The organism is Sphingobacterium spiritivorum (assembly GCF_016725325.1).
Classification (GTDB): Bacteria; Bacteroidota; Bacteroidia; order Sphingobacteriales; family Sphingobacteriaceae; genus Sphingobacterium.
In genome coordinates, this window is record NZ_CP068083.1 from 3,894,100 (window position 1) to 3,916,845 (window position 22,746).

At 42.4% G+C, this 22,746-nt stretch carries 12 protein-coding genes and 1 other RNA gene; 6 read left to right on the forward strand and 7 right to left on the reverse strand.

The window, feature by feature from the left end:
* Positions 1-475: 475 nt before the first annotated feature.
* Positions 476-843: a transfer-messenger RNA gene (gene ssrA, locus I6J02_RS16290) on the reverse strand.
* Positions 844-986: 143 nt separating this feature from the next.
* On the opposite strand from ssrA, the gene I6J02_RS16295 reads away from it, so the two are divergent.
* Positions 987-1,865 carry a hypothetical protein gene (locus tag I6J02_RS16295; RefSeq protein WP_201678891.1) on the forward strand — a complete coding sequence of 293 codons (879 nt, stop codon included), beginning with the start codon at positions 987-989 and terminating at the stop codon, positions 1,863-1,865.
* Positions 1,866-1,918: 53 nt separating this feature from the next.
* Here I6J02_RS16295 and I6J02_RS16300 read toward each other — a convergent pair whose 3' ends face one another.
* From I6J02_RS16300 to hisG, 3 genes are all read right to left on the reverse strand, one after another.
* Positions 1,919-3,946: a M3 family metallopeptidase gene (locus I6J02_RS16300; RefSeq protein ID WP_201678892.1), complete on the reverse strand. Its 2,028-nt coding sequence runs from the start codon at positions 3,944-3,946 to the stop codon at positions 1,919-1,921.
* A gap of 208 nt (positions 3,947-4,154) precedes the next feature.
* Positions 4,155-5,441 carry a histidinol dehydrogenase gene (gene hisD / locus I6J02_RS16305; protein ID WP_201678893.1) on the reverse strand — a complete coding sequence of 429 codons (1,287 nt, stop codon included), beginning with the start codon at positions 5,439-5,441 and terminating at the stop codon, positions 4,155-4,157.
* A 24-nt stretch (positions 5,442-5,465) separates the two neighbouring features.
* Positions 5,466-6,317: an ATP phosphoribosyltransferase gene (gene hisG / locus I6J02_RS16310; protein WP_002996247.1), complete on the reverse strand. Its 852-nt coding sequence runs from the start codon at positions 6,315-6,317 to the stop codon at positions 5,466-5,468.
* A 587-nt stretch (positions 6,318-6,904) separates the two neighbouring features.
* Here hisG and I6J02_RS16315 point away from each other — a divergent pair.
* Genes I6J02_RS16315 through I6J02_RS16325 form a run of 3 tightly spaced genes read left to right on the forward strand, consistent with a single transcriptional unit; the run spans position 6,905 to position 14,791 of the window.
* On the forward strand, positions 6,905-9,979 hold the full coding sequence (locus tag I6J02_RS16315; RefSeq protein WP_201678894.1) for a SusC/RagA family TonB-linked outer membrane protein: 3,075 nt from the start codon (positions 6,905-6,907) through the stop codon (positions 9,977-9,979).
* A gap of 36 nt (positions 9,980-10,015) precedes the next feature.
* Complete coding sequence (locus I6J02_RS16320) at positions 10,016-11,605, forward strand: RagB/SusD family nutrient uptake outer membrane protein (protein ID WP_201678895.1); 1,590 nt, start codon at positions 10,016-10,018, stop codon at positions 11,603-11,605.
* Positions 11,606-11,635: 30 nt separating this feature from the next.
* The gene (locus I6J02_RS16325; protein ID WP_236582056.1) at positions 11,636-14,791 is read left to right on the forward strand and encodes a GH92 family glycosyl hydrolase; all 3,156 of its coding nucleotides are present in this window, start codon (positions 11,636-11,638) and stop codon (positions 14,789-14,791) included.
* A 112-nt stretch (positions 14,792-14,903) separates the two neighbouring features.
* Here I6J02_RS16325 and I6J02_RS16330 read toward each other — a convergent pair whose 3' ends face one another.
* The 3 genes from I6J02_RS16330 to I6J02_RS16340 are packed head-to-tail and all read right to left on the reverse strand — an operon-like array spanning position 14,904 to position 19,323.
* Positions 14,904-16,196 carry an amylo-alpha-1,6-glucosidase gene (locus tag I6J02_RS16330; protein ID WP_201678897.1) on the reverse strand — a complete coding sequence of 431 codons (1,293 nt, stop codon included), beginning with the start codon at positions 16,194-16,196 and terminating at the stop codon, positions 14,904-14,906.
* A gap of 37 nt (positions 16,197-16,233) precedes the next feature.
* The gene (locus tag I6J02_RS16335) at positions 16,234-17,970 is read right to left on the reverse strand and encodes a class I mannose-6-phosphate isomerase (protein ID WP_201678898.1); all 1,737 of its coding nucleotides are present in this window, start codon (positions 17,968-17,970) and stop codon (positions 16,234-16,236) included.
* Between the two features lie 12 nt (positions 17,971-17,982).
* Complete coding sequence (locus I6J02_RS16340; RefSeq protein WP_201678899.1) at positions 17,983-19,323, reverse strand: sugar porter family MFS transporter; 1,341 nt, start codon at positions 19,321-19,323, stop codon at positions 17,983-17,985.
* Between the two features lie 121 nt (positions 19,324-19,444).
* On the opposite strand from I6J02_RS16340, the gene I6J02_RS16345 reads away from it, so the two are divergent.
* Positions 19,445-20,179, forward strand: coding sequence for a GntR family transcriptional regulator (locus tag I6J02_RS16345; RefSeq protein ID WP_201678900.1), 735 nt, complete (start codon positions 19,445-19,447; stop codon positions 20,177-20,179).
* Positions 20,180-20,275: 96 nt separating this feature from the next.
* Entirely contained in the window at positions 20,276-22,744 is a 2,469-nt protein-coding gene (locus I6J02_RS16350; RefSeq protein WP_201678901.1) for a mechanosensitive ion channel family protein, read from the forward strand.
* Positions 22,745-22,746 lie beyond the last annotated feature (2 nt).

Sequence of the window (22,746 nt, forward strand, 5' to 3'; positions counted from 1 at the left end):
AATCTTTAAATATGCATGATAAAATAAACCTATGGCCTCACGATAAAAAGTTAATGCAAAGTCGTATGTTCTTTATTTTGATATAAAGAAGGAGTTTGTAATGTGCTTTTTACAGTATATCTGTAAGTGTGAGATATACTTTGTGGGGGTTTGATTTAAGTATAGTTTGTTTATTTAGAGCAATTTAATAATTATTTATTAAAAGTTAGAATAGTTTTTTAACATGATTTTATTTTCTTCTTTTTAGTATCAAATAGTACGTACTTAAAGTTTTGTTTAAAATCCGAATGTAGGGTTATTGGTGATTGTGTTTTTACGGGAATCCGTAATTTGAGGGAAATTTTTTTAATCTGGAGAGATTTCTTGGGTCGTACAACCTCTTACTCTTGTTTATCACGAATATATTACAAACTCTTTTGTCGGGCTTGCATCTTTTTTGAAAAACAAAAAGCTCAACTTTTAGTTGAGCCTTTCTCTGTGGAGCCGGAGAGATTCGAACTCTCGTCCAGTCATGGTACTGTATACGCTTTCTACATGCTTAGCTTCTCTTTGATTGTCGGAAGAGGGAAGGTGAGTCGCTTACCTGTACCGTTCTTCGTATTTGCTGTTTCTTACAGATGCTTAGCAACATCACATCTGCCAGTTCTAAAGTTCGATGCCCCTAATGTCAGACCAAAGAACAGAGTCTGACGGGACAAATAGCTATGTTAAGTCTAACTTAAGCAGCTAAGGCGTAGTTTTCTTCGCCAGTTGTAATTCTGAAAGTTCAGATTAAAGTGCTAGACTAACAATGCACTGCATGCTTACATAACCGTCTCCATCCTGTCAATTCCGGTCGACCCCTGATTATTGTAAGAATACAAATTTACGAATAAAAATTTATATATTGTAAGGATAAACGCTTGTGGGACTCAAACAAATTCATTGTCAGATTGTTTACGTTTTAATAAAATTATCATATACATAAAAAATTAAAAAAATATAAAATGGCAAAGTCAAAACCAACAAAAGAAAAAAAGGACAAAAAGGCTAAAGATGGCGCTCCTGTAGCAAAAGAAAAAAAGACAGATAAGAAAAAACTAGATGCTAAAAAGGAGAAACCTAAAAAAGCAAAAGTTAAGAAAGTTAAAAAGGCGAGCAAAGGCAAAAAAGATTCGAAACTAGAGAAAGCCTATAAAAAATTAAGTAAAGAAGTTAAAACACTTGTTGGGAAACTTAAAACAAATGTAGAATCAGTTGTTGATAAAGTTATACCTGAAAAAACAGAAGAAAAGAAGTCTGCTCAAACTAAAGCAGTAAAAGCAAAAGCAGCTCCTGCAAAAACAACTGCGGCATCATCTGCAGCTAAACCGGCAGCAACGAAGGCAGCTCCTGCAAAGACTACGGCCTCTACTGCAGCTAAACCAGCAGCAGCGAAAGCAGTTCCTGCAAAGACAACGGCAGCCTCTTCTGCAGCTAAGCCTGCGGCAGCAAAGGTAACTCCTGCAAAAACCACGGCGGCCTCTACTGCATCTAAACCAGCAGCAGCCAAGGCAGCTCCGGCAAAGACTACGGCAGCGTCTTCTGCAGCTAAACCAGCAGCAGCGAAAGCAACTCCTGCAAAGACTACGGCGGCCTCTTCTGCAGCTAAACCGGCAGCAGCGAAAGCAACTCCTGCAAAGACTACGGCGGCCTCTTCTGCAGCTAAACCGGCAGCAGCGAAAGCAACTTCTGCAAAGACAACAGCGGCCTCTTCTGCGGCTAAACCGGCAGCAGCGAAGGCAGCTCCTGCAAAGACAACGACAGCCTCTTCTGCGGCTAAACCAGCAGCAGCGCCTGCAGCTTCAAGTACAGCTACTACAGATGCAGATAAAAAGGATGCTTAACCATCCAAAAAAAAATAAGAAAGGGCGGAAATTTATTTCCGCCCTTTCTTATTCTATAGTAAACCTGCCCGTTTTAACAGTGCGTCAGGTGTAGCCTCCTGTCCTCTGAATCGTTTGTAGAGAACCATAGGATGTTCTGTACCTCCTTTAGATAAAATATTATCCTTGAATTTTTTTGCAATTTCTTTATTAAAAATACCATTCTGACTGAAGTAATCAAATGCATCAGCATCCAGTACTTCTGCCCATTTGTAACTGTAGTACCCGGATGAATATCCGCCATTAAAGATATGTGAGAATGCCGGAGTCATCGCATTTTCCTTTACATCCGGATAAAGCTGTGTATCTGAGAATTGCTCGGTCTCGAATGCTTTCAGATCTTTGATCTGTGCCGGATCATGGCCATGCCATCCCATGTCCAGCATACCAAAGCTGAGCTGGCGTATCGTGGCCATTCCTTCCAGAAAAGAAGCACTTTCCTTGATTTTTTCTACCAGATCCATCGGGATATCTTCACCGGTCTCGTAATGTCTGGCGAACAGGGCGAGCGCTTCTTTTTCATAGCACCAGTTTTCCATGATCTGACTGGGCAGTTCTACAAAGTCCCAGAAAACGGAAGTGCCTGACAGTGTAGGGTATATCGTGTCCGCCAGCATTCCATGCAAAGCGTGTCCGAATTCATGGAATAAGGTGGTGACCTCATTAAAAGTTAACAGAGAAGGTTTTGTAGCGGTAGGTCTGGTGAAGTTGCAGACAATAGATACGTGTGGACGATGCTGTGTGTCATCTTTTACATACTGAGGTTTGAAAGATGTCATCCATGCTCCGTTACGTTTTCCTTTACGCGGGAAAAAGTCAGCGTAAAAGACAGCAACTAACTTGCCTTCCTTATCCGATACTTCGAATGTCTGTACTTCTTCATGGTACTTGTCTATATTGTGAACTTCTTTGAAGTAGATATCAAACAATTTTTCTGCAACTTCGAAAGCCCCGTTCAGTACATTCTCCAGTTTAAAGTAAGGTTTTAATTTTTCGTCATCCAGGCTGAATCTTTCCTGTTTTAATTTTTCAGCATAATACGAACCATCCCATTTTTCCAGTTGAGTAATACCATCTTTTTCTTTTGCGAATGCAGCCAGTTCATCAAATTCTTTCTGAGCGGCCGGCTTAGCCTTACTTAGTAATTCTTTCAGAAAAGCGTCTACTTTTTCAGGACGCTGTGCCATACGTTCTTCCAGTACAAAATCTGCATGCGTCTTGTAACCTAACAGTTGCGCCCGCTGGAAACGTAAGTTGACGATTTTAAGAACAATCTCTTCATTATTATATTCGTTTTGCTGAAAAGCTTTTCTTCCTGCTGCCACAGCGATCTCTTTGCGTAGCTCACGGTTATCAGCATAGGTGACAAAAGGCAGGTAACTTGGGAAATCAAGTGTAAATATCCATCCCTCTTTATCTTCAGACTGTGCTAATGCTCTTGCCGCTTCAATACTTCCTTCCGGCAGTCCTGCAAGATCGTTTTCATCTGTGATATGAAGCTGGTAAGCATTTGTCTCTGCCAGTACATTCTCACCAAATTTGAGCTTCAATACCGACAGTTCTGTGTCTATTTTACGTAAGCGTTCTTTCTGTTCATCATTAAGCAGCGCGCCATTTCGGACAAAGTCCTTATAACTTTTTTCCAGCAATGTCTGTTGCTCTGTGGTAAGGTCCAGCTGATCTTTTTGTTCATATACCGCTTTTATACGCTTGAAAAGATCAAAATTCAACGTGATATCGTTACTTAGTTCAGAAAGTTTAGGTGCAATTTCCTGTGCGATCTGCTCCAGTTGATCACTTGTTTCGGCCGAATGCAGATTAAAGAAGATACTGGATATGCGATCCAGTGTCATTCCTGAATAAGCCATGGCAGCGACTGTATTTTCAAATGTGGGGGCTTCCGGATTTTGTGCTATAGTATCTACCTCTTTTCGGGTTGCTTCTATCGCAATTTCAAAAGCTGGAATATAGTCATCATTCTTTATCTGGGAAAATGGCGCAGTATTATGTACTGTGTCAAAATAGTTCGTTAAAATACTCATGATGTAAATTTAAGATTATAATAGCAGAGCCAATAATTTTAGAATCCCAAAGTTACAATAATGGCAAAATAATGATACAAAATGTTGGGAATAGACAGGAGAGAGATAGAGAGAGGAAAAGAAATGTGCGTCTGCAGACGGAATCGTATGAACAGACGCACAAGTTTTTAATATGTCTCGATAGAGAACTAAGAGAAAAAGTTCCGGATCAGCCTTTGCGGATACTGACCGCATTCTTATGAGCGTGAAGACCTTCCAGTTCGGCCAGTATTTCTACAGTAGAGCCGATCTGTAATAGACCTTCTTCCGAGATATGCTGAAACGTGATCTTTTTGACAAAAGAGTCTACTGATACTCCCGAATAAGAACGCGCATAACCTGAAGTAGGCAACGTATGGTTTGTTCCCGAAGCATAGTCTCCTGCACTTTCCGGTGTCAGGTGGCCTAAGAATACAGATCCGGCATTAAGAATCTGGTTGGAAATAGATTTCCATTGATCAGACTCTATGATCAGATGTTCGGGAGCGTAGGCATTCGAAAATTTCATGCCTTCTGTAAGGTCACCGACCAGGATAGCGTAAGAGTTTTCCAATGCTTTCTGTGCCATCTCTTTACGTGGTAATACCGCCAGTTGTTCGTCCAGGTGTTTATTAACGGCATCTATCAGAGTGTCGGAAGTAGCAACCAGTACGGCCTGACTATCCACTCCATGCTCGGCCTGTGCCAGCAAATCTGCGGCTATATATGCCGGATTAGCCGTTTCGTCAGCAAGCACCAATACCTCAGACGGTCCTGCAGGCATATCAATGCTAACATTTGTCATACCCTGCAGCATACTTTTTGCCTTGGTCACAAACTGATTTCCGGGCCCAAAGATTTTATCCACTTTTGGAATACTCTCTGTTCCGAAGGCCATTGCTGCCACAGCTTGAGCACCACCGACCAGATATATACGTTTTATATTTAATAATTTGAGGCAATAGGCCACAAAGCCATTGATCTTGCCACTGGCTTGCGGAGGAGAGCAGACCACTATCTCTTTACATCCGGCAATACGTGCCGGTAAGCCAAGCATAAGCAGTGTGCTGGGTAATACAGCAGATCCGCCCGGGATATAAAGACCTACTTTTTCGATAGGGCGGGGCTCACGCCAACATTTTACACCGGGCATAGTTTCGACTACACGCTCACGCTTTAGCTGATAACTGTGAAATTTGTGTATATTCTGGAAAGCAATTTCCAGTGCCCGTTGCTGTTCTCTGTTGATCGTGAAAGCCAGTTCGTCAATATCATCCGCATCCAGATACAGTTTTTCAAGCTTGACTTTGTCAAACTGATGCGCATAATCCACTAATGCACGGTCTCCGTGCCGGCGCACCTCGTCAATGATATGCAGGACAGTATCCTGTATCGCAGATGAGGGGTCTGTATTACGGTCTACCAGATCAGCAATTTCCTGTGCAGATAGCTGACTGTAGTTATACTTTTTCAACATGTTGTTTTCTCTTATTGATTACACCTACAAGATAATCTTTTCGATCGGCATCACTACTATTCCCTGTGCCCCTGCAGATTTCAGTGTATTGATCTTCTCCCAGAAATCATCTTCCGAAATAACCGTATGCACGGCTACCCAGCCTTCTTCGGCCAACGGAACGACTGTAGGACTCTTTACACCATGCAGCAGAGAGGTAATCGCCGGTAAATTCTTTTTCTCGACATTGAGAACCACATATTTGGTCTCTTTGGCCAGCAGTACAGATTCTATACGCTGCACCAATTCTGTCAGGATCAGATTATCTTCCAGACCTTTTCTTCCGATAAGGATTGCTTCTGAGCGACGTACATCTGCAAATGGCTTCAGACCGTTGCTTTTCAATGTACCGCCTGTAGATACGATATCACAGATCGCGTCACTCAATCCCAGACCGGGAGAAATCTCTACAGATCCTGATATTAAACGGATATCTGCTGTGATCTGGTATTCATCCAGAAAATTTTTCAGGATAACAGGGTATGAGGTCGCAATAGCCTTGCCATTCAGGTCTTTCAGATCTTCGATCTTGCTGTCTTTCGGCACCGCTAATTTGAGTGTACACTTTCCGAAACCTAAACGTTTGACATAAGAAACCTGTGCTTCGGATTCATCAATCACATTTTCTCCTACAATGCCCAGATCTGCAATACCCTGCTCCACATATCCGGGGATATCATCATCTCTTAAGAACAGTATTTCAAGAGGAAAGTTGGCAACAGAGGTAATCAGTGAACTTTTGTAGTTTTCGAAATCTAAACCGCAGTTTTTGAGTAATTGGACTGATTTTTCATTTAATCTACCCGATTTCTGGATAGCTATTTTGAGATTTTTCAACGCTTTATAATGTTAGCAGTAAATTATTAATAAATAGGATTCAAACACAAGGGGAAAAATGCTTCACGTAGAAACATATCAATTACATATCGCCGCAGGGGCGATGATGGAAATGAAAATGATGTACGTGAGTATAAATCATGTTTGTATTAATAACGGATCAAAAATAGAGTTTTATTGCTAATTATCAAATAAAAATGTCTGTTTTTTGAAATAAATAAAAAGTTACATGGTGTCTGATTTTTTTTCACCAGAAGATCCGGAAACAACGACATAACCGCGTTTTACTGAAAAATGAAAAAAAAAGTTGGAATCTTTTTAATATATTAATATGTTTGTATGTATGTACATTTAATGTGCGACATTACAAAAACCAATGTTATGAGGATTCCTGTTTACATCAATCGGGGAAATACTACAGTTTTCTGTAAAATAAATCTCATCATCGATTATTTCTGATAGTATCAGATACTGCGCTCTTATGCTCTTTAAAATGTGCTTGAGTGCAGTGTTGAGACCATTTTTTTATCTCCAGAACGAATCAAATAACCATAAACTTATACTTTTCCAATTTAAACTAACTAACCATGAATCAAAACAAAATGTATGGACATTTTATGTCCTGTTTCCGGGCAGTGCTGCTCTTTTTGCTCGCCTGTCCTTATCTTGCATCCGCTCAGAGTGGGCTCGTGATACGAGGGATGGTCTCTGAAAACGGAAATTCGTCTTCTACTTTAACAGGTGTCAGCATCCTGGAGAAAGGGAGCGCCAATGCGACGACTACAGATGATAAAGGACAGTTTCAGATTGAAGTGAAGGATGAAAGAGCGGTACTTATCTTCAGTTTTATCGGTATGAAATCTCAGGAGATTACCATCGGAGCGCAAAGAAATCTGCGTATCCTTTTATCCGCATCTGGAGAAGAACTGGAAGAAGTCGTTGTCACGGGGTATGGAACGCAGCGTAAATCTGACCTTACAGGTTCGGTTGCGGTAGTATCTTCCAAAGAACTGCTGAATGTTCCGGTTAATAATGCTTTACAAGCTTTAAAGGGCAAAGTGGCCGGAGTAAATGTATTTCTCAATTCCGGATCTCCTACCGGAAGTCCCCGTGTACTGATTCGGGGTCTGGGTACGATTAATTCGTCTTCAAGTCCGCTATATGTCATTGACGGAGTGGTCATGGAGAATATGCAGTTTCTAAATCCCAATGATATCGAACGTATGGAAGTCTTGAAGGATGCCTCTTCTACTGCTATTTATGGAGCCAGAGGAGCCAATGGTGTTATTCTGATCAGCACCAGACGTGGCGCGTCTACAGATGGAGTAGTGGTCGGTTATGATGGTTTTGTGAGCATAGGGGTATTACCTAAAAAGCTGGAATTGCTGAATGCAAAGGAATTTCTGGAAGTGATAAAAAGGGGTTTTGACAATTACAGCAAATATAATCCTACCGGCACGGCCCCGGTATTTACAACTTCAGATCCCAGACTGTTTGACGCACAGGGCAATCCCTTGTATGACACAGACTGGCAGGATGAAGCTACCCGTACTGCATTGTCCCACAATCATCAGCTGTCTGTATTGGGTAAGGGTGAAAAATCCTCGTTCGGAGCTTTTATGAATTATGCCAAGACCGAAGGAATTATGCTTAACAACTGGCTGGAACGGATCAATGGTAAACTGGCTTATGATGCCAAACCTAAAAAATGGTTGTCTATGGGTACAAATGTACTCGTAAACTATACCCGTGGGAATGAGTTTGAAGAAGAGGGAGGTCATCAGATGCCCCGACGTTCTATGCTGGAAATGCCTCCGATATTTCCGGTCAGATTTCCGGACGGAACCTGGGCACACAGTGGGATGATCACAGATGCATATTCATTGGAATCTATTCCGAATCCGGTACATGTATTGACTACGCAGGACCGCTTACGCAAACGCACGCAAATTTTCGGAAATACCTATCTGACTTTTCATATTCTTCCGGGACTGGATCTGCGCACCCAATTCGGATTTGATAAAAATGATAATCTGATCCAGAATTATGATCCTACAGACCTGATTAATATTTCTGCTCCGCTGGGTTATGCATATATAGAAAATCAACATTCTTTTTACTGGCAGGAAGAGACGTATCTGAATTATAACAAGGATTTTGGAGATCATCGTATCAACGGAGTGATCGGTCTCAGCTGGCAGGAAAGAAGAGCGGAGAATAACTGGATTTCAGCAAAGGGATTTTCCGATAACTTCTTCCGTTACAATAGCATTCAGGCTGCAAGTCAACCAGGTGCTCCGGGCTCATTATATGACAGATGGGCAATGAATTCTTACTTTCTGAGGGGAAGTTACAGCTATAAAAGTAAATATCTTCTCACTTTTACAGGACGTATTGACGGATCTTCACGGTTTGGTGAAAATAACAAATACGGTGTATTCCCATCTGCAGGTATCGGTTGGGTAATTTCAGAAGAACCGTTCCTGAAAGATGTATCTGCCATCAATGAGCTGAAGCTGCGCTCAAGTTATGGGGTCACCGGAAATACGGAAATTCCGACCTATCAGTCATTAGCTACCATATCTTCTGAAACGACTCTGATTAATGGTACACGTGTATCCCAGAGTTATATCAACAGACTTCCGAATCCTAATCTGGAATGGGAGAAATCAAAGCAATTTGATATCGGAATAGATCTGGCTTTGTTTGACAGACGTCTGAAACTGGGGCTGGATTACTACCACAAGCTGACTACAGATTTGTTGCTGGACAGACCTGTGCCTTCGTCTACCGGATTTATGGCTGTACGGGATAATATCGGTTCTGTATCGAACAGAGGGGTAGAGGTGTTGGTAAGTGCTGTACCGGTCAAAACTTCCGACTTCAACTGGGAATCTACCTTGAATTTTACATACAATAAAAATCAGATAGAGGCACTCGGAGCGAATAATGAAGATATTTTTCCGGGTCCCAGCTGGGTATCCGGCAGTCAGACTATTTTACGTGTCGGTGAAAGTCTGAGCTCATTCTGGGGATACAGAAGGTTAGGTACCTGGGGTACTGCGGAGGCGGCAGAAGCGGCTAAAGTCGGTGCTATTCCCGGTGAAGCCAAACGCAGTGCAGAACGGACCATTATCGGTAAAGGGTTGCCGGACTGGACAGGAAGCTTTATTAACAATTTCAGATACAAACAACTGGATCTTGGGGTAGATATGCAGTTTGTATATGGAGTGGATATCCTGCAGCAGTTTTTTCATTCTACAGAAGACCGTACAGGCTATTCCAACGGATTTCGCAGAACATTGTACGATAGCTGGACCGAGCAAAATCAAAATACAATGATCCAGCAGATCCGCAACGGTCCGTATTCGGGACAAAACAGTGAAGTAGATGATCATTGGGTGGCAAACGGTTCTTTCTTACGTGTAAATGCCATTAGTCTGGGGTATACATTTCACAACGATCAGTTGCAAAAATGGGGTCTTAAGAACTGGAGAGTATATGCAAGTGTGCAAAATGCATTTCTGATTACTTCGGACAGCTTTAAAGGATATGATCCGGAAGCAACTTCATGGGGTGATAATCAATGGGGACAAAACATCTTTTTTCACCAGTATCCAAAACCCCGCACATTTACGATAGGTACAAGCTTTCAGTTTTAGTATCCAACATTTATGTTAATCTTAATATAACAACTCATGAAACCGACTATAATATTAATAATCATCACACTTGCCATGATGACTTCCTGTAAAAAATTTCTGGAAGAAAACCCAAAGGATGAACTCGCCGGCAACCAGTATTTCACGCAACCTGAGCATGCTACTAACGCTGTAAACGGTTTGTACCGAAATGGAGCTCCACAGCTGTATGATGGTTCGGGTGCTCATTATTCCGGCTCCAAGATGTTCTTCGGGCCTTATCTTACCGGATATATAGACAATGATTTCAAGGGGCAGGAAGTACATGTACAGCATGCACAGAACATGACCTTTAATGCTACCAATTTATCTACTTATTTTCACGACATCTGGAGTACCATATACAGGGGTATATCGAGATCAAATAATGCAATCAAATACATCCCGACAACACCGGGTTTATCTGATATTCAGCGAAGTCAATTGCTGGCAGAAGCTTATTTTTTCAGAGCACAGGGCTATTTTCAATTGGTGAGGATGTTTGGTGATGTGCCTTTGATAACCGAACCTTATGAGAATCTGGAAAATATCAATGTGAAACGTTCTCCGGTAAAAGATGTTTATGCTTTGATTGTACAGGATCTGACTTTTGCTGTCAATCAGGGAAATCTTCCGGATAAGACCATGTCCGCAAATGCAGGCAGAGTAAGTAAAGGTACGGCTGCAACGCTGTTGGCCGATGTCTATCTGACTATGAGCGGATATCCGTTACAGCAGAATGAATATGCTAAAAGTGCGGCAGTAGCACGTTCCATTATCACGAGCGGGATTTATCAGCTTACGGCACATGACCGCAATCCGGATGGCTCTGTCAACCTGAAAAGCACAGCTTATAATAAATTGCGTCTGGTCGATAATGTAAGCAATGAGTATATTTATTCTTATGAATTTACTGTAGGAATTGCGACTTCCACACATGCACATTGGGCCTTTCCAACGATAGCTACTTCTGCTACTGTATTTGCGATTACCAATAATGCTTATGGTCCTTCGTCTAAATTTCTGAAGGGTTATGGTGCTGCAGATGATCTTCGTATACAGGAAAAGCAGTTTTTTCATTCCTCACTGGAACGGGCAAACGGAACGATCCTTAATTTTCCGACTGCGCCTTATATGTGGCAGGATGATCAGGCATCATTTGAGACAGCGACCTCAGGCAAAGATTTACCGATATATACCTATCCTGATGTCTTGTTGATGGCCGCAGAGGCGATAGCACTTTCGGAAGGTGTCACAGCAGAAGCGGTGGATTACCTCAGTCAGGTAAGAGCAAGGGCGTACTGGAAGACAGATCCGGCGATTATCCGCCAGCAATTGGGAAGTCTTCCGGCAGATCAGTTTGTCAAGGAAGTCTGGAAAGAGCGGTATCGCGAACTTGTATTTGAAGGAAGACAATGGTTTGATATACAACGTACAAGAATGTTTCCGGTGCCTGCAGGAACAACTGACGGAAATATTAATTTTGAAGCGGTGATCGGCCATGCAAATGATAAAGGAGCTACTATTCTGGAGAAAAATCTGTTGTTGCCTATTCCTACAGATGAGTTACAGCGAAATCCGCTTCTGGAGCAAAATCCGGGATATTAAAGAAGAAAAAATATGTGTATACAGTCTAAAGTGAAAATAATTAAAATAAGTTACCTGCTTTTTTTCCTGTTGGGTGCTGTCTTTCAGGCAATGGCACAGCCTGGTGGTAAAGTGATCTGGCAGATTGGAAAACAAGATCGTAGTCCGGCAGGAATGGCGCTGGCTCCGGAAGGTTATAAACACTTTATTGAGAATGATTTTGGATTTGAAGACCGGTCATTTATGATCGGTCATTCTGATAGTCAGACCGAATGGCCTTATGTCTTACCCGGACCGGTCAACAGCTGGGGAGGAACGGGACCAACTGCAGGTATACGTTCCCATTTTCTGAATATTGATTTTGGACTCGGGCATCTGTCTGCACAGGATAAGTTCGGTTTTGAAGTCAATATTTTACAGACTGATCCTAAAGAAGCCCCTTCATTTAAGATCTCTGTCAATGGTAAACCGTACTACTTTCTGCTAAAGAAGGGAAATGGTCACGAAAATCCGGTAGGTCCGTTTGACCGGGCCGAAAACCAAAACATTCGGATTGAAATCCCTGAGGGACTATTGAAAGACGGCTCAAACCATATCACATTGACTACCCTGCAGGGCGGATGGCTGATATTTGATAATTTAGCACTCTATGGCCCGGCACATGTTAATCTTTTAAAGCCTGGTACAGCCTGGTTGAAAACCGTGTCTGCAGCAGATTATGAGACAGAAAAAGGAAATAAAAAATTTCAGGCTCTTTTAGTGGATGTATCATCTCTGAAAGAACATGCGCAACTAGAGGTTATGCTCGATGGAAGCAGCATTCTGAAGCAGCATCTGGATACCGGAAGGTATGTGCTGGAAGCCCTTATGCCGGCAGTGAAAAATTCCAAAACAAGTCGTTACGAAATCCGTGCAGACGGATTGAAAATAGGAGCAGGGACGGTGAAACGGTCGGCACAAAAGCTCGTTAGTCCGGCCGACTATGTCAACACGATGATGGGAGTGGCGCATTCCAGATGGATGATTGCCCCAGGACCCTGGATGCCATTCGGGATGGTCAAGCTAAGCCCGGATAATCAGCGTAGCGGATGGCAGGCCGGATATGATCCTACTATAGAATCTATCGGAACATTCAGCCATATCCATGAATGGACGATGACAGGTCTGGGTACTTTTCCGGTATCAGGAAAGCTTAATATTCATATGGGTGATCAGGATAATCCGGATAGCGGATACAGATCACGCATCGATAAGACAACCGAAAAGGCTCCTTTAGGGTATTATCGTGTGGATCTGACGGATTATGATATTACGGCTGAACTGACAGCGGGAACACGAACGAGCTTCCAGAAGTATACGTATCATCGTGCGGATACGGGGCGGATCATGATTGATCTGCAATTGCCTACGGAGTATGATTACAAAATCAAAGCCGTAAAGCTGACCAAAATAAGCGATTACCGGATTGAGGGAGTGAGCAGGCAACTGTCCCAGCATGTATGGTCAGGAGGTATTGACCAGGAGTATAATGTACATTTTGTAATGGAATTTGATCGTCCGATCCGGAATTTCGGATATTGGAAAAACGGGGAGGTGCTGATGCAGCAAACACTGGATGAATCGGAAGTGACCGATGCCGGGATGTATGTCGAGTTTGATACCAAAACAAATAAAACAATACAATTGCGAACCGGAATCTCTTATGTCAGTATTGCAAATGCAGATTTGAATCTGCAACAGGAGATCAGTAAGCCATTTGGCTGGTCATTCGATAAGGTATATACCCATCACAGGAAGATTTGGAATGAACAATTGGGCCGAATTTCTATAAACTCAAATGACCACTTACAGAAAGAGCGTTTTTATACCAATATGTATCGTTCTCTTGCGAGCAGAAATACATTCAGCGATGTAGACGGAAGCTGGGTATCAGCTGATGAGAAGATCCGTAAACTTCCGGGATCTACAGATGTAGCACTCGGATGTGATGCTTTTTGGAATACGTTCTGGAACCTGAACCAGTTTTGGAATCTGGTGACACCGGAATGGTCCAGCAAATGGGTGCGTTCCCAGCTGGCGATGTATGATGCCAATGGCTGGCTGGCTAAAGGTCCTGCCGGTATGGAATATATCCCGGTCATGGTTGCAGAGCATGAAATCCCCCTTATGGTAAGTGCCTACCAGATGGGAATCCGGGATTATGATGTGCAGAAATCGTTTGAAGCAATGGTCAAAATGCAGACTACAGCATCTGCTCCTGTAGAAGGCGGTTATGCGGGCAACAGGGATCTGATGACCTATCTGCAACATCAGTACGTACCATATGATCAGGGACGGTTTTCCAATTCCCTTGAATATAGCTTTGACGACTGGACTGTTTCGCAGATGGCGAAAGCCTTAGATAAGGAGAAGGAATTCCATCAATTCAGAGCGCGTGGATCCTGGTGGAAAAATGCCATTGATACTGTGACCGGTTACGCACGTATGCGGGATGCAAAGGGAGATTGGTATAAGGACTTTGATCCGTTCAAATCAGGTGCCAACGAGCACTATGTAGAAGGAAATGCCTGGCAGCTAACTTTTTTTGTGCCACAGGATATCCCCGGATTAGCAAGGCGTATCGGCAAGGATACATTTCTGAAACGGTTGGAGTGGGGATTTGAGGAGAGTTACAAATGGCGCTTCAATGGTCCGAATGATCAATACTGGGATTATCCGGTTGTACAGGGGAATCAGCAATCTATGCATTTTGCATTTCTGTTTAACTGGGTGGGCCGGCCCTGGCTTACTCAAAAATGGAGTCGGGCGATTATGGATCGTTATTACGGACATGGCTTGTCTAATGCGTACCTGGGAGATGAAGATCAGGGACAGATGAGCGCCTGGTTTGTGATGAATGCACTCGGATTGTTTCAGATGGACGGAGGATCCAGAGTAGATCCGATCTATGAGATAGGAAGTCCGCTATATGAGAAAGTAACTGTCGATCTGGGTAACCGGTACGGAAGAGGGAAAGAGTTTGTGATCGAAGCCAGAAATACAAGCAAAAAGAATAAGTATATTCAGAAAGCTACATTAAATGGGGTGAAACTTGATAACTGCTGGTTTCCTGCCTCACAGGTTTTGAAAGGTGGTTCACTCATACTTGAAATGGGACCAATACCCAACGAAAACTGGGGAACAGGAGGTATTCCTGTAGCCCAGTAGATACCTGAAAAAAAAGTGCCCAGGACTTAATCCCCGGACACTTGAAATATTTAAATGTATTTATCTTTTAATGTTACATAGCATCCAGTTTTACCGGATGCTGTTTTTTTTGTTACTTCTGTGTCTCTTCCAGTAATACAATGGCATCATATAATACACCCGCTTCTCCGCGGAATGTTCCTGATCCTTTAGGCTTATTGTCTTTGGTGTACCACTCAAAAAAGCCTTTATTGACAATGACGCGATCAAGCATCGGTTTCAACTGTTCGTAGGCTTCCTTTTCAAAGCCGTTTTTGATAAGTTGCTGAATCATTCTTCCGCCAAACCAGGTCCAGTCACCTCCATTCTGATAACCGTAAGGGTACATCCCTTTATTTTTAAATGACCCCTCCGGATAGGTTGGGTAGAGGGTCAGTCCTATGGTCGCCGCTCCTGAGGCTTTGACATTAGCAATCATTTTATCAAGAGACGTTTTGATCTGTTCTTTTGACAGTAAATTAGCTTCTATGGCAACAGCTGTCCCTCCGTGGTAGTAAATCTGATTTTCATCAAAACTTTTGTCAAACGGAGAGCTGGTCAGGTAAATATGGGGTATAAACTTCTGATTCTTGTCATCCCATAAATATTTCATTGTATTACCTGCTATCTCCTCCCGTATTGAATTCCATTTCGTAGCGGCTGCAGGCACCATATCCATATAATTGTCCAATGCGATCAGGAACATGGCATTGTCATAGATGTCGATAGCGAGATGAGAATTTTCATCCAGATGTACACCCCAGTCATGTTCCGGTTGTACATCTCCCCAGTCTGCGGTTGTTGCTCCCCAGAGGAGGCCATACTTTTCATTGTAACGGTGCTTCATCAAAAAATCCATAGCCTGTTCCATACGTTCCTTCACCTTTGCGGTACCCACTTTGGTTTCCAGAAAGCTGGTGTCGTTTGTCGCTTTGATGTATCTGTGGACAGCTTGTATCAGTGATGTTTCCTGATCTGTTTCGACGGTATTCTTATGAGCTGCAAACTGTGGAGCCAGCACATTGGTAATGGTATAATAATCTGAGGGCTTGCCTTTCAGGCTTGCTTTTGTGACAAAACCATCCGCAATATTGCCATCTTCCCCCTGTAAGCGGAAGAATGTAAGCAATTGCTCCTTGATTAATTCGTGTGGATGTACTTTTGCAGCAACAGTGATAAATGTGTTGTAATCTCTGATCCATACTTCACTGTATCCGTCTCCGGCATTGAATCCGGACTTAACGATTTCCAATGCTTTATCTTTGACGATCTGAAGAGACGAATCCGCTTCCATACGTGTGGACAGTGAAGCTGCGTCTTTCTTTCCGTTAGACGAACCACATGCTGTGAGTAGACCTGCTAAGGCTAATAAGGCTATTCTATTCATTATTTTTTATAGTTTATAAGTGATTGTTTTACATGATTTAACAGGCTTCATCTTTGACGAATGAGACAATTACTTTTGCCTGTTTTTCACCCAGGTTACGCAGCTTGTATGAACCGGCAGCAGCAGGTACCGCAAAAGTTTCTACAAAATGGAAGACCTCTTGTTTTCCGTCTGCAGTAGTCAGCTCGATTGCTGATCCTTCTACGAGCATAAGAATATGGCATTGGCCTTTTGTCTCTACATATACCTGATCCGTAAAGTCGTATCTGCATATCGTGTAGAAATGCTGTTCGTGAGTGGGCAGATCAATATAATTTGTATGGGCATCCAATACCCTCTCCTTTGGTTTGGATATTAATGTATCCTGTACTACACTTCCTTTGCGTGAAAAATCCAGATTTTCAAATGCACGTGCTATATTAAGTGGTCTGGGCTTCCCGTCCAGATCCGGACGTACCCAATCGTACATCTTAAATGTGAAAATATAAGGTGTGGCGCTGATTTCCAGCACCAGATTGTTTTTTCCGGATGCGTGTACCGTACCGTTGGGGATCAGGTAGAGACCATGTTTCTGAGCCGTGAATTTCTGAACATACTTTTCAATTTCAATAGCCGTACTGTTTTTAAAACTTTCTTCCAATGCATTTCGGAAATCATCGGGCTGTATATCGTGCTGAAAGCCCAGATATACCTCTGCATTTTCTTCACAATCCACAATATAATAGGTCTCATCCTGTGTAAAATTCTCTCCAAACTTATCTTTGGCATATTGTGTTCCCGGATGACACTGTATAGAAAGGTTGCCTCCGTCAAATGTGTCCAGAAAATCAAAGCGTATCGGAAATTCATCTCCAAACCGGCTATATGCTTTACCCAGTACCTGTTCGCCGGCAGTATACATCAACTGATCAAAGGAAACTTCCAGAAGATGATCTCCGTCAGCTAGTACCAGTCCGTTTTCCGGAACGATCATCTCAAAAGACCAGGCATAATTTTCGACGTTCTGATCCAGTTGTTTCATATGCTTTTTCATCCACTGTCCGCCCCAAACACCCGGCTCAAACCAGGGTCTTACTCTGAAGAAGGAGGCAGACATATCTTTCAATGTATCCAGCAGGTCTTTGCCATACATCCAGGTGATGTGGTTTGTAAGCTGCTGATCAGCCATAATAGCTGTCCGCGGAAGTATGTTTTTCTTATGTTTATTCAATACGACCCAGTCCACAAAATAAAATCGTTTGTAGATCTGTTTCTTGTCTTCCTGAATATCTGCTCCGAGATTGCTGACCAAACCCTGACGCATTCGATGAGAAAGTACATTTTTAGGCAAGTCAAAGTAGGCGAGAGGAGCTTTTGTATCGTAACATGCTGCTCCAGTACCGTAAAGTATAGTCAATCCTTCAGCATGTGCAGGTACGAGCATTTTTATTTTTGCCAGATCGTAAAAATCGCTGATGAAAAGATTAGTTCTGTAACCGAACAAAGGATCGTCACCTCCTAAAAAGGGTTGTACCATATCCTCGATTTCATGTGTTTCTTTCAGGGCAGTTTCGAAAGGTATAAAACGGACATTTACCGCAATTTTGCGAAAAGCAGTTTCAAGCCCTTCAACAATTTCCTGCCAGTTCACTCCGATATATCCGTCAAGTATATAAAGCGATTCGGCAGACAAAGCTGTGGCCAGTGAATCATATCCACTGTAGATATGACCTTTGGCTTTATGTGTAGGTAATATAGTATAGTTTACGCTGTTATCTTTTACTTCGATTTCCATGTTATGATATGACTAATGAATGTTATCTTTTTTAATATTACTTTTTGATTTCCAGTATGCCTCTATTTCTTCGAGACGTTTTCCTTTGGTTTCAGGCAACAGGTAATAGACTGTAATAAAGGCAACCGCGCAGCAGATGGCAAATACCCGGAATGTCCATGCTGTTCCCCACTGATCGAGCAGGATAGGAGTGAGCTGGCCGATGATGGCATCCGCAACCCACATGACCAGGATACTGACTGCCATAGCCCGCGCACGGATAGCCGCCGGGAATATCTCCGACGCAACCACAAACTTTAAGGGACCTATAGAAAAGGCAAAAAACAGTAGAAAACAAAGGATGGATACGATGAGCAGATTACCATAGGTATGGATATCCTGACTCAGAAACCAGCCTGTTAACAGTAAGCTGATCGTAGCTCCCAATGTTCCGGTGAGATACAGCGGTCTTCTGCCCCAGGTATCTACTTTCCAGATGGCCACACAGGTAAAGATCACATTCGCCAGTCCGAAAAACACCTGTGCCTGCACAGAACTGTCCAGTGAAAGGCCGGATTGAAGCAGGATACTCGGACCAAAGTAGACGATGGCATTTATACCGCTCAATTGTGAAAATAAAGGAAGTAAAAGTCCCAGTATAAAAGCTCTTCTGTAGACCGGCGAGAAAAGAGATACTTTTTGTCGTTCTTCCTGAGCTACAGGAGTGATAGGGTCGGTTATATTTAATCGGGCAAGTATCTGGTATCCCATATTTTCTTTTCCCTTCAGGATGAGCCATCTTGGACTTTCGGGTACTATAAATAGTCCCAGACATAACAATAAGGCCGGAATTGCACCAAGCAGAAACATCATGCGCCAATGTTCGGAAGCGATACTGATGTCATATTTTAGTACCAGTGCATTACTGACATATGCCGCCAGTATACCTATCGTAATTGCTAACTGATAGATCGTCACTGTACGGCCACGGTACTGACTCGGTGATATTTCAGCAATGTAAAGGGGGACAACTATGGACGCAATACCCACACCGAGACCACCAACCCATCTGCTGGTCAGCAGAGAGATGAAATCCGGACTGAAAGTACAGCCTATTGCAGAAACCAGGAACAATGTACCCGCAATGACGAGCGTGGATTTTCGGCCTAAGCGGTCACTCCAGCGTCCGGCAAATAGCACACCTATAATACAACCTACCAATGCGGAAGAGACAAACATACCTTCCTGTCCGGGTGTCAGATTGAAATGAGCTTTAATCAGCGGTACTGCACCCGAAATAACAGCCATGTCAAATCCAAAAAGCAGCCCGCCCAAAGAGACCGTTGCAATAATAAGTTTAAAGAGTGTGTTCATAAATTTACATTGGTTATTTTAATATGTACATACATACAAACATATGTGTATTTTTTTAATTCTCCAAATAATGTTACTTTAGCTATTGAAACAGCAAAGCAGAAAATTTTATCCGCGTATTATGAATCTTCAGATAGACCACAAGAGTCCCGTTCCTTTACACATACAGGCCGAAATGTTACTTCGCGAACTTATCAAGGATCCGGAGTATATTGACGGCAAGTTATTACCTAATGAAGTAGAACTGGCGCGTCGTCTTGCTATTTCACGTACGACACTGCGCCTTGCGATCAATAAGCTGGTTTATGAAGAACTGTTGGTGCGTAAGAAGGGAGTAGGTACCAAAGTCGTCACATCCAAATTCAGCTCAAAGTCTAAAAACTGGCTCAGCTTTTCACAGGAGATGAAAAACAGAGGAATAGAAGTCAAGAACTTTGAATTGCATGTGAGCTGGGTAGTACCGGAGAAAAGTATTATGCATTTCTTTGATATAAAGGAAGATCAGAAGATACTGAAACTGGAGCGCCTGAGAGGGAAGAAGGACGATCCTTTTGTGTACTTTGTTTCCTATTTTCATCCTCGTGTCGGATTGACCGGTGAGGAGGATTTCAAACGTCCTTTGTATGAGATTCTGGAACAGGATCACCATATTATAGCCGATCTTTCTCAGGAAGAAATTGACGCTAAAGCCGCAAATAAGTTTATAGCAGACAAACTGGAAATCAATCAGGGAGATCCCATTTTATCCCGAAAGCGTTTTGTGTATGATCAGTCCGGACGTCCTATTGAATATAATCTGGGCTATTACAGAGCAGAAAGTTTTACCTATACCGTCGAAAGCCGCAGAGATTATTAAACCTTCTGCTTATCAAAATATAGGTTAAGTTCTTGTTCTCGATGCAGATAATATGCATGAAATGCTTTATTTTTATGCAATATCTACCAACCGAATATGAAACAGCTTATAATCATTATCCTTTTTTGTAGTCTTTTCTGCCGGGCGTATGCAGATGCTTTGCAGACCGATACGTTGGCGAAGGATAGTGCTGTGAAGAAGGATTTTGTAAGTCAGATGCAGGACTTTGCAAAACAATCGGCTGCCAGAAGCCGGAAGGATTATGATGCTGATCGTGCTATGGTACGTCAAAATGAGATTTTCGAGCAGATCAAGCGAACTAATCAGCGAGCGCGTGCTTTTCTTAAAAACGGTGTAGACTCCTTACAGATAAATTCGGATCTGGATAATATTATAAAATGGCACGAAATAGCCGGTGATGGAGTTTTTAATCATTTGGGAACGGCACAGACTTCCCGTAACCTGACGACATCCTACAATGTACTTGTCGGACTTTCAAAAGATGTAGCTGTTCAGAAAAACAGAATAGACCGGTACCAGACTCAACTTATACAATTTCGTTTTGCACTGGATTCCTTGTCGAATGATCCTTCCTTATTTCAGTTTCCGACAGATTCGGCAGAACTTGTTAATTATATTCAGCAGTTGCGTGCTGTTGCAGTAGAGATATCTCCTGTTACCCAATCCTTAAAGACAGCAATTTATAATATTCAGCATTTACAAACGAAGATTAATCTGGAACTGTTTCGGCTGAATGCACATATGGAAGAGATTAACTTTTATCAGAAAGAGATCTCTGAGCGGATTTTTAATAAGGAGTTTGTAAATATATGGGAGCCTAACACTTTTGACCGTCCATTTTCTGAGCTTCTCTATTATTCTGTGCATAAGGCTTACTTAGTAATGGTGTTTTATTTCAAAGCACATTGGGGTAAACTGCTTTTTCTTATTTTCCTGATATTATGCTCCGCTTATTACCTTACTTCTTTGAAAAAGGTATTCTTAAGTCAACAGGAAAAAGCAGAGAAGAAAGCAGAAGGACTAGTAATCCGTCATCCGGTTTGTTCAGCGATTATTATTGTTTGCAGTATTTTTCAGTTTATATTTCCGGCTCCGCCTTTTATTTTCAGTGCGCTGCTGTGGATACTCTCCGGTATATTACTTTCCGTTATCTTTCGTACATATATAAGTGCTTACTGGATGAAGATATGGCTGGCTCTCTTTATATTCTTTGTGCTGGCGTGTACGGATAATATGATTCTGCAAGCCTCCAGACCGGAACGATGGTTTATCCTGATTATTTCTGCATGGAGTTTCGGTGTCGGACTGTATGCCTTGATCAATAGAAAGCAACACGAAGAGTTGCGGGAACGATGGATATTGTATCCCATAGGGCTTATGACAGCATTTACACTGACAGCATGTTTCAGTGTTGTTTTTGGCCAGTACAATCTGGCTAAAGTGCTGATGGTATCGGGATTGTTAAGTGTGATCATCACAATTCTGTTTTTGTGGGTTGTGCGGTTAATTAATGAAGGCCTGCAGTATGCCTCTCTGGTTTATACACATCAGGAGCAGCGATTGTTTTATCTGAACTATAACCGGGTAGGCACACAGGCGCCAGCATTTTTTTACATCTTCCTTGTGATTGGCTGGTTTGTGTTATTTGGTCGTAACTTCTACGAGTTCAGGCAGATATCCGAGCCGCTAAAGAACTTTTTCGAACAGGAACATACCTTAGGAAGCTATACTTTTTCGATCAACAATCTGTTGACTTTTATTGTTATTATGATCGTCACAACAGTCGTTTCAAAAGTCGTTTCATATTTCGCATCTGATCAGCAATGGAACAGCAAGGAAGGGCAACGTAAGCAAAAATTGAAAGTAGGTAGCTGGCTGTTGCTAATCCGGATTACGATTATTGTACTTGGACTTTTTCTTGCCTTTGCTGCAGCAGGTATAGCGATGGATAAGATTACGCTGATCCTGGGAGCATTAGGCGTAGGAGTTGGATTTGGTTTGCAGACGCTGGTTAATAATCTGGTGAGCGGATTGATCATTGCTTTTGAAAAACCTGTCAATGTGGGAGATGTAATCGAGGTCGGCGGACAAGGCGGGACAGTCAAGTCTATTGGTTTCAGAAGCAGTGTTATTTCAACTGTTGACGGGGCTGATCTTGTTTTACCCAACGGGGATTTGCTCAATTCTCATGTCATCAACTGGACATTGGGTGGCTATAAAAAGCGCATGCACATCGTATTGCGGGTAGCTTATGACAGCGATCTTCAACATATCCGGGACTTACTGTTACTTGTGATTGGCAAACAGGCAAGTATTCTGACGTCTCCTTTGCCTGTCGTACAGTACAATCAGTTTGCTGATAGCGCTATAGATATGGATATATATTTCTGGGTACGAAGCCTGAGAGATGCTTCGCAGATCCGTAGTGACCTTATGCAGACCATACATCAGCTCTTTCAGCAAGAAGGTATTGTTATCCCATTTCCGCAACAGGATCTTCATATTACTTCCGCATCTGAGAAAGAGGAGGATCCAAAAGACTAAAA

Bases quoted from the DNA above. Each gene is read 5' to 3' on its own strand.
- I6J02_RS16320 (WP_201678895.1), top strand. From the start codon at position 10,016: ATGAAACCGACTATAATATTAATAATCATCACACTTGCCATGATGACT.
- I6J02_RS16315 (WP_201678894.1), top strand. From the start codon at position 6,905: ATGAATCAAAACAAAATGTATGGACATTTTATGTCCTGTTTCCGGGCA.
- I6J02_RS16300 (WP_201678892.1), bottom strand. From the start codon at position 3,946: ATGAGTATTTTAACGAACTATTTTGACACAGTACATAATACTGCGCCA.
- I6J02_RS16340 (WP_201678899.1), bottom strand. From the start codon at position 19,323: ATGAACACACTCTTTAAACTTATTATTGCAACGGTCTCTTTGGGCGGG.
- hisD (WP_201678893.1), bottom strand. From the start codon at position 5,441: ATGTTGAAAAAGTATAACTACAGTCAGCTATCTGCACAGGAAATTGCT.
- I6J02_RS16345 (WP_201678900.1), top strand. From the start codon at position 19,445: ATGAATCTTCAGATAGACCACAAGAGTCCCGTTCCTTTACACATACAG.
- I6J02_RS16350 (WP_201678901.1), top strand. From the start codon at position 20,276: ATGAAACAGCTTATAATCATTATCCTTTTTTGTAGTCTTTTCTGCCGG.
- I6J02_RS16295 (WP_201678891.1), top strand. From the start codon at position 987: ATGGCAAAGTCAAAACCAACAAAAGAAAAAAAGGACAAAAAGGCTAAA.
- I6J02_RS16330 (WP_201678897.1), bottom strand. From the start codon at position 16,196: ATGAATAGAATAGCCTTATTAGCCTTAGCAGGTCTACTCACAGCATGT.
- I6J02_RS16335 (WP_201678898.1), bottom strand. From the start codon at position 17,970: ATGGAAATCGAAGTAAAAGATAACAGCGTAAACTATACTATATTACCT.